Origin of the sequence: Streptomyces sp. P9(2023) (assembly GCF_032436795.1) — a bacterium.
Lineage (GTDB): Bacteria > Actinomycetota > Actinomycetes > Streptomycetales > Streptomycetaceae > Streptomyces.
Genome location: NZ_JAUPWM010000002.1, coordinates 306,168 through 318,648, shown reverse-complemented (window position 1 = coordinate 318,648; position 12,481 = coordinate 306,168). Strand labels below are relative to the sequence as shown.

Below are 12,481 nucleotides of genomic sequence, written 5' to 3'. Positions count from 1 at the left end.
TCAGGACGCCTTCCGGTTCAGCCGGGCGAGCAGCAGCATCGGGCCGACGGTGATCACGAAGAGCAGCAGGCTGAGGGCGGAGGCGTAGCCGATGTGCCCGGTGAAGCCGCGGCTGTACATCTGGATGAGCATGACCACCGACATGTCCCGGCCGCCCGGCCCGCCGGTGCCGTGGGAGAGGACGTACAGCTCGGAGAAGACGCGCAGCGCGGAGACCGAGATCAGGACGGAGACCAGCATCATCGTGGTCCGTACGCCGGGCAGGGTGACGTGCCAGAAGCGGCGCACGGCGGAGGCCCCGTCGACGGCGGCGGCCTCGTGCAGTTCGCGGCCCACGTTCCCCAGCGCGGAGAGGTAGATGACCATGTAGTAGCCGAGGCCCTTCCACACGGTCAGGGCGATGGCGCTGAAGAGCAGCAGCCAGCGGTCGGTGAGGAAGTCCACCGGCCGGTCGGCGAGGCCGAGTTGGCCGAGCAGCCCGTTGAGGAGGCCGCGGTCGTCCAGGAGCCAGCCCCAGATCAGCGCGACCACGACGGCGGAGGCGACCACCGGGGTGTAGAAGGCGGTACGGAAGAAGGTGATGCCCGGCAGCCGCTTCTCCACGAGCAGCGCGAGCAGCAGGGGGAGCAGCGTGAGCAGGGGCAGGCAGATGAGCAGATAGACGATGCTGTTGATCAGGGCGTCGGTCAACTGGTCGTCGTTCAGGGCGCGTTCGTAGTTGGCGAGACCGGTGAACCGGCCGCCGCCCAGTGGCTTGGCGTTGGTGAACGACAGGATCACCGTGTTCACGGCGGGCCACACGTTGAAGACGAGGAGCCAGACGACGGCCGGCCCCGCGAGCAGCCACGGGGTGAACCAGCGCCGGTGGGTCATGGGGTGCCTTCCGGGATGGGGGGCGGCGCGAAGGGGAGCGGCGCGGAGGGGAGCGGAGCGGAGGGGAGCGGCGCGGAGCGTGAGCGGCGCCGGGGGAGGACGGCGCCGCTCGCGGCCGGTGGTCGGTGCGTGCCGCGGCTCAGTCCTGCAGCAGCTGGTTGGCACGGTCGACCGCGGTGTCCAGTGCTTCCTTCGAACCGGCCTGGCCGTTCAGCGCGAGGGCGATCTGCTGGTTGATCACCGTCTTGATCGCGTCGTTGGCCTGGACGGGCTCCAGCATCGTGGCCTTCGCCAGCGAGCCGAACGCGGTGACCTTGGCGTTCCCGGCGTTCGTCCCGTCGCTCTTGCTGAAGAACGGGTCCGCCGCGGAGGCCTTGGTGGAGGGGAAGATGCTGGTGAGACGGGCGAAGGCGGCCTGGTTCTCCGCGTTGGTGACCCAGCGGGCGAGCGCGAGCGCGGTGGCCCGGTTCTTGGTCGCCCGGGAGACCGACAGGCCCTGGACGTACAGCGGCGGGGTGCCCATCGCGGCGGAGGAGACCACCTTGGGCGCGAGGCCCGGGTTGTCCGTGGCCAGCGAGGTGATGTAGTTGCCGCCCGCCGTGGTCCAGGCGGCGGTGCCGGACTGGAACAGCTTGGTGTTGCCCGCGTACGTCTCCGTCAGTACGTCCTTGGGCAGCAGACCCTCCTTGAAGGCGGCGCGGTAGGTGTCCAGGAGCGCGGCGGCCTCGGGGGTGTTGAAGGTGAAGGTCTTCCCGTCCTCGGACATGAGCTTCACCCCGGCGTTGGCGAAGTCCATCAACCCCGGCTTGCGGCTCATCAGATAGACCGAGCCCTTGGACTTCTCCTTGACGGTCCTGGCCGCCGTGATCAGCTCGTCCAGGGTGGCCGGCGGCTTCTTCGGGTCCAGGCCGTACTGCGTGAGGAGTGCGGAGTTCCAGTAGTTGACGTCGGTGTTGAGGTACCAGGGATAGCCGTACGTACCGTCGTGACCGGCGAAGCGGTACGCGGCGGTGCCGCCCTCGACGTAGTCGGCGTCCAGCTTCGGGTCGGCGCCCGCCACGTCGAGCAGCATGTTCTGCTTCACCAGTGGGAGTGCGAAGTCCGGCGGCAGATTGACGACATCGGGCAGCGATCCGCCGGCCGCCTGGCTGAGGACCTTCTCCGAGTAGCCGTCGCCCGGCTGGTCCAGCCACTGGACCTCGACGCCCGGGTGCTTCTTCTCGAAGGCGTCGATCACGCCCTCCATGTACGCGGTGAACTTCGGCTTCAGGGCCCAGGTCTGGAGCGAGACCTGGCCCGTGACCTCGCCCCCGCCGCCCCCGCCGGCGTCGTCCGATCCGCTCGGGTCGCCGAGGCCGCAGCCGGCGAGGGTCACCGCGGCGACGGCGGAGGCGGCCAGCCGAATCCAGTGGCTGCTAGTTCGCATGTGAGAGTCTCCCGGTCGGTTCTGGCGGACGGAACGCATAACTAAACCGGTCTAGCGATGGGGGACTATGCTCCCGCTACACTCCGCTGTCAAGACAGTGCGCGCGGACCGGAGCAGTGCGGCCCCGCACCGCGCGAGACCGAAGGGGCGCCGCGTGGCCAGACCGACGATCGCCGACATCGCCCGCCGGGCCGGGGTGTCCAAGGGCGCCGTGTCCTTCGCGCTCAACGGCCGCCCGGGGGTGAGCGACACCACCCGCGCCCGCATCCTGCGGGTGGCGGAGGAGATGAACTGGCGCCCGCACAGTGCCGCCCGCGCCCTGGGCGGAGCCCGGGCCGGCGCGGTCGGCCTCGTCCTCGCCCGCCCCGCCCGGACCATCGGCCTCGAACCCTTCTTCGGCCAGCTGCTCAGCGGACTGCAGGCCGGACTCTCGGTGCGCGGAACGGCCCTCAACCTGCTGGTCGTCGAGGACACGGCGGCCGAGATCGAGGTCTACCGGCGCTGGACCTCCGAGCACCGGGTGGACGCCTTCGTCCTGGTCGACCTCCAGGTTCGCGACCCGAGGATCCCGGTCCTCGAAGAGCTCGCCGTCCCCACGATGGTCCTCGGCGGGCCCGGCCGGCACGGCGGCCTGCCGAGCGTCTGGGCCGACGACCGGGAGGCGATGGTCAGAATCGTCGACTACCTCGCCGCCCTCGGTCACCGCCGCATCGCGCACCTGGCCGGACTCCCGGCCTTCCAGCACACCCAGCGCCGTATCCGGGCCGTACGGGACAGCGCCCGGCGGCTCGGACTCACCGAGGCGGTCTCACTGCCGACCGACTTCAGCGACGCCGAGGGCGCCGCCGCCACCCGCACCCTGCTCGCCCGGCCGCAGCGGCCGACGGCGATCATCTACGACAGCGACGTGATGGCCGTGGCCGGTCTCGGCGTGGCCACCGAGATGGGCGTGGCCGTCCCGGGCGAACTCTCCATCGTCTCCTTCGACGACTCCGCCCTCGCCCGCATCGTCCATCCCTCGCTCACCGCGCTCTCCCGCGACACCTTCGCCCTCGGCGAGCAGGTGGCGCGCGAACTTCTCGCCGTCGTCGACGACCCGGCCTCGGCGCGGGACGTCAAGAACCCGACACCGCGCCTCACGGTCCGCGAGTCCACCGCGCCACCGGCCCTTGACCCGTCCCACTAAAGCCGTTTAGCCTCCCGGCTCGAAGCACCGCACGCTCGTACCGCCGCACTTCCGTACGCCCAGCACCCCCCCACCCCTCCCGCTGGACCGGAGAATCGGATGAGACGACACGTCCCCCTGCTGACGGTCGCGGCGCTCATAGTCGCCCTGTTCGGCCTCGCACCCCTCGCCCCGCTCACGCCCCTCGCGCCCGAGGCACACGCCGCCGCGCCGGCCCCCGCCGCCGCGGGCGATCAGCCCTACGCCTCGTACTGGCACCCCAACACCATCCTGAACTGGAACCCGGCCACCGACCCCGACGCGCGCTTCAACCGCTCCCGCGTCCCGCTGCGCCCCCGCGTCTCGGACCCCGCGCTGAAGGCCAACGCCAACGCCCGCGCGGGCGAAGGAAAGATCGCCTCGCTGGTCTCCTTCGGCCCCACCTCGAACAACCCCTCGCAGGGCTCCACCAACCCGCACTACTACGCCTTCGGCCACTGGCAGTACATCGACAAGCTGGTCTTCTGGGGCGGCTCCGCGAGCGAGGGCCTGATCCTCGCCCCGAACGCGACCGTCATCGACGCCGCCCACCGCAACGGCGTCAAGGTCTACGGCACCGTCTTCTTCCCGCCCACCGCCTACGGCGGCCAGATCCAGTGGGTCCGCGACTTCGCCCAGAAGTCAGGATCCACCTACCCCGTCGCCGACAAGCTCGCCCAGGTCGCCCAGTACTACGGCTTCGACGGCTGGTTCATCAACCAGGAGACGGCGGGCGGCGACGCGGCACTCGCCACCGAGCTGCGCAACGAGATGCGGTACGCCCGCTCCCTCGGCCCCGTCGAGTTCATGTGGTACGACGCGATGACCGAGTCCGGCGCGGTGAGCTGGCAGGACTCGCTCACCTCCGCCAACGACTCGTTCCTGCAGGAGGGTTCGCAGCGGACCTCCGACTCGATGTTCCTGGACTTCGGCTGGAGCGCCGCCGGGCTGAACTCCTCCCGTACGCTCGCCCGGAACCTCGGCCGCAGCGAGTACGAGCTGTACTCCGGCATCGACACCGAGGCGAACGGCTCCAACACCTCCGTACCCTGGGCCTCGGTCTTCCCCGCCGGGCAGCCGCACGTCACCTCGCTCGGCCTCTACCGGCCCGAGTGGACCTTCAACTCCTCCTCCGGACGGGCCGACTCCCACGCCCGCGAGTCCCGTTACTGGGTCGGCGCCAACGGCGACCCGTCCAACACCACGACGACCTCGGCCTGGAAGGGGCTCGCGCACTACGTCCCCGAGTCCTCCGCCATCACCGCCAAGCCGTTCGTCACCTCGTTCGGCGCCGGTCAGGGCGACTTCTTCCACTCCCGGGGCGTCCGGGTCTCGTCGGGCGGCTGGAACAACCTCTCCCTCCAGGACGTGCCGCCCACCTACCGCTGGCTCGTCACCTCCACCGGCTCGAAGCTGACCCCGTCCATCGACTTCACCGACGCCTACGAGGGCGGTTCCTCCCTGCGTCTGACGGGCACCCTCGACGCGGTGAACACCGTGCGGCTCTACCAGACGAAGCTGCCGGTCGCCGCCGACACCAAGCTGTCCGTGGTCCTGAAGACCCCGGCCGCGGGCCCCACCCGGCTGAAGGCGGCCGTCTCCTTCACCGACGCGCCGACCACCTTCACCACCCTCGACCTCGGCTCGACGACCAGCACCGGCTGGGAGCGCAGGACCCTCGACCTGTCCGCCTTCGCGGGCCGGACGATCGCCCAGATCGGCCTGGAGGCCGCCGGCTCCGTTCCCTCGTACGACATCCGCGTCGGCCAGCTCGCGGTCCACGACGGAGCCGTCGACACCGCCGCCGCCCCGACCGGTGTCACCGTCCTCGGCACCACCGACACGAGCGCCACGGCCAAGTCCCTGCGGCTGGCCTGGACCCCCTCGGCCTCGGGCTCCGTCCACCACTACGAGGTGTACCGGCGGAACGCCGACTCCACCCGTACCTTCCTCGGCGCCACCCCCAACGACGCCCTCTACCTCCCCCGGCTCGACCGCGCCGGTACGGAGCCCTCGACGACCCTCGACGTCGAGGCCGTCTCCACCGAGTACGGCCGCTCCCCGGCCGCCACGACGACCGTCGGCTGGGCGCCGGGCGGTACGGAGTCCAACCTCGCCCAGGGCCGCCCGGCGACCGCGTCCGGTCAGTGCAACACCAGCGAGACCCCGGCCAAGGCGGTCAACGGCACCGTCTCCGGCGGCACCACCGACAAGTGGTGCACGACAACCGCAGCGAAGTGGCTGGAGGTCGACCTCGGCGCGGCCCGCTCGCTCGACCGGTTCACCGTGAAGCACGCGGCGGCCGGCGGCGAGGACGCGGCCTGGAACACCCGAGACTTCACCCTCAAGGTCCGCGGCTCCACCGCCGACCCCTGGACGACCGTCACCACCGTCACCGGCAACACGGCGGCCACCACCACCCACCCGGTGACCGCCACGGCCCGCTACGTACGCCTGGAGATCACGAAGCCCACCCAGACCACCGACCCCGCCGCACGGATCTACGAGTTCGAGGCCTGGGGGTCCTGACGGGGATGAAACGCCTGGGGGTCTTGACGCGGGGGAAATAAGGAGGAAAATCCCTAATACACCAGAAAACCAGAGCGAGCCGCACCCGCCGGCGAAGACGTTCGCCGACCCGCGTGACCCACTCGCTGGCTCTGGCCAGGCCCCCGGCAGATCCTCCCGGAACTCAGGCCCCTCGGTGACGGCCGAGACGTCCGAGTGCGGAGACGGACTACCGGGGACTGCATGTGTGGAGGCCCCTCCCCATGCCCCGTGACCGAACGCCCCGTGACCGAGCGGTACTGATCGACATCGACGGTGTCCTCACCGTCTCCTGGAAGCCGCTGCCCGGCGCGGTGGCGGCCATGGAACGCCTGCGGGCCGCGGGAATCCCGCTCGCGCTGGTCACCAACACGACCTCGCGCACCCGCGCCTCCATCGCCGCCACCCTGGCCGCCGAGGGCTTCCCCGTCACCGCCGACGACATCCTCACCGCACCCGCCGCCACCGCGGCCCATGTGCGGGAGCACTACCCCGGTGCGCGCTGTCTGCTGCTCAACACCGGGGACGTAGGGGACGATCTCGCCGGCCTGACGCTCGTGGGAGAGGGACCCGTGGGAGAGGGGGTGGACGTACGGCCCGACGTGGTCGTGCTCGGCGGGGCCGGTGACGCCTTCGGCTACGCGGCGCTCAACCAGGCGTTCCGTCATGTACGGGACGGAGCAAAGCTCGTGGCCATGCACCGCAACCTGTACTGGCGTACCGCCGACGGGCTCGACCTGGACACGGGAGCCTTCCTCATCGGCCTCGAACGGGCCGCCGGGGTCGAGGCGGAGATCACCGGCAAACCCTCACCGGCCTTCTTCGAGGCCGCTCTCGCGCACCTCGGTGCCGATGCCGCCGACACCCTGATGGTGGGCGACGACATCGAGTCCGACGTCCTCGCCGCCCAGCGCTGCGGGATCACCGGCGTCCTGGTGAAGACCGGCAAGTATCTGCCCGAGACCCACCGGTCGGCCTCGGGCGCGCCGGACCATGTCGTCGACTCGTTCGCGGACGTTCCCGATCTCCCTGAACTCCCCGAGGTCATCCGAACGGGCGATGAGTGATCGTTTCCGCAGGTCAATGGTGGTGTGCGCGTGATCGTTCCGGGGGAGGGCGGAGTAGGCCGGAATCCGCTCCGGCCGTCACCGACGAACGATGGGAATCCGTCCATGCGCCTGCGCGCCCTCGCGACCGCCGCTGCCTGCGGCCTCGCCGTGCTCTTCGCCGCCGCCCCCTCCGCCTCCGCCGCCGAGGGGTACTTCGTGTACCTCTACAACGACCCGGCCTCCGGGGACTCGATCCCGGTCCTCCTCGTCGACCCGCCGAGCGGCGAGTGCGTGACACTGCCCGAGGTGGCGGACCCGGCGACCGAGCCCGCGCACTCCCCGCGCAACGACACCGCCTCCACCGCCACGGTGTTCACCGGCTCCGACTGCACGGGCGACTATTTCAGCCTGCGGCCGAACGGAGGCCACGCCTCGGAGCGGCTGAAGCTCCGCTCCGTGGTCTTCAGCTGAGCCGAGCCTTCCCCCACCGCCCCCGCCGCGTCCTCGCGCGCACGGGGGCGGCCGGGACGGTCAACGGGCGGCTCCCGTCTCCAGGATGCCCTTGAGAGTCTGTTCGCTCGCCGGCATCTCCTTGCGCACGAAGGGTTTGACGACGAGGGGGACCAGCACCTTGCCGATGCCGTGGCTCTCGAAGTCGATCGCGAGCGTGAGCCGCGAGTGCTCGCCGTTGTCGATCGGCTCGATCGTGCCCTGGATGTCGCCGCGTACGGGACCGTCGATGCCGTGGATGTGCCAACTCCTCGGCGGATCGAGCTCGATGACCTGCATGGTCGTGGTCATCTCCCGACGCCCCATGCGCCGCGTCACGGCGACCTTGGAGCCGACGCCGATGGGCAGTTCGCTCAGGGGGCGGACCCTGACGGCGCTCTCCTGCCAGTCGGGCAGATGCGTGGGGTCGGTCACGTAGGAGAAGACTTCTTCGGGGGTACGGGAGATGTCGATGCTTTCCTTGATGGCAGACATGTCGCCCTCTTCGCATAGTGCTGTGGGCCATCGTCGGGCATATGTCTCTTCGTACAAATGATCCCACGGGCGGCGGAACGTCGCCATCGAGTCAGGGCGTACCCGGTGCGGCCGGGCTCAGCGGGGCCGGGCCGGGTCCAGCTCCAGCCAGCGCAGCGCCGCGACGGCCGTGAACTCCGCCTGACCGCCCCGGAAGAGCAGATCGGCCGCCCGGAACGCCGGATCGTCCACCGTCGCCGCCACGTACGGCAGCGCCACGCACCGCATGCCCGCCGCCCGCGCCGCCAGAGCGCCGGGAGGGGCGTCCTCGAACACGACGCACCGCGCCGGTTCCGCGCCGAGCCGTCGTGCCGCCTCCAGGAAGACGTCCGGCTCCGGTTTGCCGCGCCCGACCTCCTCTGCGGAGACCAGCGTCGTCAGGAACGCGTCCAGTCCGGTGCCGCCGAGGACCGCCTCGATCGCGGGGCGGGACGAACCGGAGGCCACCGCCATCGGCACCCCCGTCGCGTGCAGCCGCTCCACGAACGTCCGCATCTCCGGGTAGACGGGCGTCGAGGCGCGCGCCAGTTCCAGATAGCTCCGGTTGGTGGCGTCGAGCAGTTCCTCGACCGGCGCCTCGATCCCGTATCGGGCGCCGAGGATCTCCAGCGTCTCCCTGGTCCCGATCCCGATGTAGCCGGTGTGCCGCTCCCAGTCGAAGTCGGTGTCGCCGGCGAACGCGGTGAGCGTCCGCCGGGTGGCCTCGTAGTAGTTCGGCTCGCTGTCCACCAGCGTTCCGTCGAGATCGAAGATGACCGAAGTGTGCGGGGCGCTCATGGGGCCAAGCATCTCAAGCCGACCGTTCCGGCCCCTACGGTCAATGGCCCCGCGAGGTCAGGCCTTTCGGGCCGACGCCCGGCCGACCGACTCCACCAGCGGCAGCAGCCGGTGCGGCACCCGCTCCCGCAGCGCCATCTCCGTACGCGTCCTGACCACGCCCGGCAGCTGGATCAGCCGCTGGATCACGTCCTCCAGGTGTCCGTTGTCCCGGGCCACCACCCGCGTCAGCAGATCCCCGCCACCGGTGATCGAGAACGCCTCGACGATCTCCGGTACCGCGGCCAGCGCGTCCCCGACCTCGTCCAGATGTCCCTGGGTGACCTCGATGTGGACGAAGGCGAGCACCGGATGGCCGAGCGCGGCGGGGGAGAGGACGGGCCCGGTCGCCGTGATCACCCCGTCCCGCTCCAGCCGGTCGATCCTCGCCTGCACCGTGCCCCGGGCCACTCCGAGGATCCGCGCGTACTCGCGCACGCTGGTGCGCGGCTGCTCCAGCAGGAGCCGCAGGATCCGAGTGTCGAGCTCGTCCACCGCCATGGTCCGATGGTTCCCTTCCGGCTGCTCTGAGTGTTGTTCCACTGTACCAATGGCACAGTCTTCGAGGCTTCGGTTGAGCCAGTGGGCGCCGGGGTGCTTCTCTGGGGGAACAGTACGAGACATGGCGCCGCACAGGTGCCGGACCGGCGACGAGGCCGGAGCCGGACCGCGGCGCCTTTCCCATGTCCTGGGGCCGCCACAAGCAGGCCGGGGCACGAGATGACGCGAAGAGGGTGTGTGTACGGCAGCGGGGGCGGAACTACCGTCGTGAAGAAGGTCCGGTCGGCCGGTCGTCGGCTGGTCACACTCGTGTTCGTGGCCCCCGATCCGGGCCGCGTCCGGCTGCGCGTCTCCTCGCGCGCCGTCCTCGGCATCGCCCTCGCGGTCGGCGCGGCCGAACTCTGCGGACTCTCCCTCACCGCCTCGATCACCGGCGGCCTCGCCGCGCTGCTCGCGTTCTTCACCGTCGGCGACCCCACCGTGCGCCGCCAGGCCGTGACGACCGCCCTGCTGCCCGCCGTCGGCTTCCCCGTCCTGGCCCTCGCCACCGCGCTGCACGGCGCGCCGCTGCTCCGCGACGCGTCCTGGCTGCTCGTGGTCTTCGCGGGCGTGTACGCGCGCCGCTGGGGCCCGCGCGGACACGCGCTGGGCATCTTCGCGTTCATGATGTTCTTCGTCATCCAGTTCCTGCACGCGCTGCCCGCGCAGCTGCCGGAGCTGTACGCGGCGGTGGGCCTGGCCCTCGCCGCCGCCGGCGCGGTCCGCTTCGTGGCCTGGTGCATCGAGCGGCGCGTCCCGCCGGCCGCCGCTCCCGCCCCGCTGCCCGGCCGGGGGTTCGGCCGGCCCACCACCCGGCAGGCGTTCCAGGCCACCGCCGCCTGCGCGGTCGCGCTCGCGGCGGGCCAGTTCATCTCGCACGAGCGCTGGTACTGGGCCGTCGGCACCGCCTGGTGGATCTTCGTCAACACCGCCTCGCGCGGCGAGACCCTGGTCCGCGGCTTCCGCCGGGTCGTCGGCACCGTCACCGGCATCGCCGCCGGTTTCCTGATCGCGATCCCGCTGGGCGGCGCGCCCGCGCCGACGGCCGCCCTGGTCGCCGTCTGCGTCTTCGGGATCTTCTACACGGCCGCGCTCTCGTACAGCTGGATGATGTTCTTCGTGACCGTCATGGCCGGACTGCTGTACGGACTCCTCGGCGTGCTCCACCCGGGCCTGCTGGTCCTGCGCTTCGAGGAGACGGCGGTCGGCGCGCTCGGCGCGGCCGTCGGCGTCGCCCTGCTGCCGGTGACCACGCACGCCGCCACCAACGCCTGGATCGAGCGGGCCGTGACCTGCGTGCACGCCTGCACGACCGCGGCGGCACGGCGTCTCGCCGGCGACCCGGAGGCCGACCCGGCGCCGCACGCCGCCGAGCTCGAGGTGCTGCTCGGCCGGGTACGCCTCTCGCTCGCGCCGCTCGTCCACCCGCTGAGCCCGCTGCGCGCCCGCAAGGCCCGCGCCCGCCGGGTCCTCGCCCTGCTCGACGACTGCGCCCGCGAGATCCGGGGCCTCGCGGCGGTCGCCGCCGACCCGGACGCCTCGCACGACGCCCGGCTCGCCGCCGCCTCCTGGCGCGTCGAGGCGGCCGTCCACGCCCTCGTCCCACCGGCCCGTCCGACGCACCGCGCGTCCGCCGAGGCGCCCTCGGCCCTGCCGCACCACCCGGGCGCCGAAGCCGCGCTCGGCCACCTGTGCGGCCTGGAACGCGCCCTTGTGGACCTGGCGGCCCCACTCCGCACGGCCCCGAACGCCCCGCTGGTGCCGGCGGCCTGAGACTGGATATCGGATATCGGATATCGGATGTGGGATATCGGATCCTGGATCTTGGATCCGATATCCAGCCAGTTGGGTCGCCGTGTGATCCAAGTTGGTCTAGACCGCCTGCTAACGTCGGCCCCCGACTACGGGGCCGTCGGCCGATCGCCCCGGTGGAGAGGGGAGACGCCATGGGCGGGACAGACGCGCGTGAACCGGTACGTGCCTTCATCGGGTCGTTCACCTCGGCGGGGGGCCGGGGGATCCTCGCCGCCGACGTGGACCCGGACACCGGCGCCCTGACCGTCACCGGCGCCACGGACGCGCTCCCCGACCCGTCCTACCTCGCCCTCGCGGGCCCGGTCCTCTACGCCGTCTCCGAGACCGAGGAGGGCGTCGTGGCCGCCTTCGACGTGACCGGCGCCGTACCCAGGCCGCTCGGTGCTCCCGCGTCCGTACGCGGCGCCGGCCCCACCCACCTCGCCGTCGCCGCGGGCCACGTCCTCACCGCCAACTACACCTCCGGCAGCGTCACCACCCTGCCGATCGCGGCGGACGGCTCCCTCGGCGCCGCCACCGACGTCGCCCGGCACGAGGGCTCAGGACCCGTCACCGACCGCCAGAGCGGCCCGCACGCCCACCAGGTCCTGCCCGCTCCCGGCGGGCGCAGGGCGGTCGCCGTGGACCTCGGCGCCGACTCCGTGACGATCTACGCCCTCGACGTCGCAACCGGAGCCCTGCGGCCCCACGGCGAGACCGCGCTCAAGCCCGGCACGGGCCCGCGTCATCTGGCCTTCCACCCCTCCGGCGCGTACGCCTACGTCCTGAACGAGCTGGAGCCCACCCTCACCGTCTGCCGCTGGGACGCGGGCACGGGCACCCTGGAGCCGCTCGGGGAGGCCGCCGTCGTCCCCGCCGAGGCCGGCGGCCCGAGCTACCCCTCCGAGGTCGTCGTCGCCCCGGACGGCCGGTTCCTCTGGGCCGCCGTGCGCGGCGACGACACGATCGCCGTCCTCGCCCTCGATCCGAGCGGCGAGCGGGCCGAGTTCCGTACCGCCGTGGACTGCGGCGGGCGCTGGCCGCGCGACCTGGCCCTCGACCCCTCGGGCCGCCGCCTGTACGCGGCCAACGAGCGCTCCGGCGACGTGACCTGGTTCGACCTCGACCCGGAGACCGGCGTCCCGCACCGCGCGGGCTCGGTCGACGCCCCGGCGGCCTCCTGCGTGGTCTTCGGCTGACCAGGAGCCG

11 protein-coding genes are annotated in these 12,481 nt (G+C 71.9%); 6 read left to right on the top strand and 5 right to left on the bottom strand.

Annotated features, from left to right (window positions below; genetic code table 11):
• Positions 1-873: a sugar ABC transporter permease gene (locus Q5762_RS03960; protein ID WP_315890502.1), complete on the bottom strand. Its 873-nt coding sequence runs from the start codon at positions 871-873 to the stop codon at positions 1-3.
• 139 nt (positions 874-1,012) lie between these two features.
• Complete coding sequence (locus Q5762_RS03955; protein ID WP_315890501.1) at positions 1,013-2,299, bottom strand: sugar ABC transporter substrate-binding protein; 1,287 nt, start codon at positions 2,297-2,299, stop codon at positions 1,013-1,015.
• Between the two features lie 154 nt (positions 2,300-2,453).
• On the opposite strand from Q5762_RS03955, the gene Q5762_RS03950 reads away from it, so the two are divergent.
• From Q5762_RS03950 to Q5762_RS03935, 4 genes are all read left to right on the top strand, one after another.
• Positions 2,454-3,485 carry a LacI family DNA-binding transcriptional regulator gene (locus Q5762_RS03950; protein WP_315890500.1) on the top strand — a complete coding sequence of 344 codons (1,032 nt, stop codon included), beginning with the start codon at positions 2,454-2,456 and terminating at the stop codon, positions 3,483-3,485.
• A gap of 99 nt (positions 3,486-3,584) precedes the next feature.
• Positions 3,585-6,032, top strand: coding sequence for an endo-beta-N-acetylglucosaminidase (locus Q5762_RS03945; protein WP_315890499.1), 2,448 nt, complete (start codon positions 3,585-3,587; stop codon positions 6,030-6,032).
• Positions 6,033-6,274: 242 nt separating this feature from the next.
• On the top strand, positions 6,275-7,117 hold the full coding sequence (locus Q5762_RS03940) for an HAD-IIA family hydrolase (RefSeq protein WP_315890498.1): 843 nt from the start codon (positions 6,275-6,277) through the stop codon (positions 7,115-7,117).
• Between the two features lie 105 nt (positions 7,118-7,222).
• Positions 7,223-7,570: a hypothetical protein gene (locus tag Q5762_RS03935; protein WP_315890497.1), complete on the top strand. Its 348-nt coding sequence runs from the start codon at positions 7,223-7,225 to the stop codon at positions 7,568-7,570.
• A gap of 60 nt (positions 7,571-7,630) precedes the next feature.
• Here the strand turns inward: Q5762_RS03935 and Q5762_RS03930 are convergent, their stop codons facing one another.
• The 3 genes from Q5762_RS03930 to Q5762_RS03920 form a co-directional block, all read right to left on the bottom strand.
• Positions 7,631-8,083, bottom strand: coding sequence for an SRPBCC family protein (locus Q5762_RS03930; RefSeq protein WP_315890496.1), 453 nt, complete (start codon positions 8,081-8,083; stop codon positions 7,631-7,633).
• A 117-nt stretch (positions 8,084-8,200) separates the two neighbouring features.
• Positions 8,201-8,899 (bottom strand): HAD family phosphatase, encoded by a 699-nt coding sequence (locus Q5762_RS03925; RefSeq protein ID WP_315890495.1) that lies wholly within the window; start codon positions 8,897-8,899, stop codon positions 8,201-8,203.
• A gap of 57 nt (positions 8,900-8,956) precedes the next feature.
• Positions 8,957-9,439 carry an Lrp/AsnC family transcriptional regulator gene (locus tag Q5762_RS03920; protein ID WP_315890494.1) on the bottom strand — a complete coding sequence of 161 codons (483 nt, stop codon included), beginning with the start codon at positions 9,437-9,439 and terminating at the stop codon, positions 8,957-8,959.
• A 309-nt stretch (positions 9,440-9,748) separates the two neighbouring features.
• On the opposite strand from Q5762_RS03920, the gene Q5762_RS03915 reads away from it, so the two are divergent.
• Together Q5762_RS03915 and Q5762_RS03910 are read left to right on the top strand one after the other, a co-directional pair.
• A complete protein-coding gene (locus tag Q5762_RS03915) occupies positions 9,749-11,251 on the top strand; it encodes an FUSC family protein (protein ID WP_315890687.1) in 1,503 nt (500 codons plus the stop codon).
• Positions 11,252-11,424: 173 nt separating this feature from the next.
• Entirely contained in the window at positions 11,425-12,471 is a 1,047-nt protein-coding gene (locus Q5762_RS03910; RefSeq protein ID WP_315890493.1) for a lactonase family protein, read from the top strand.
• The last annotated feature ends 10 nt before the right edge of the window (positions 12,472-12,481 follow it).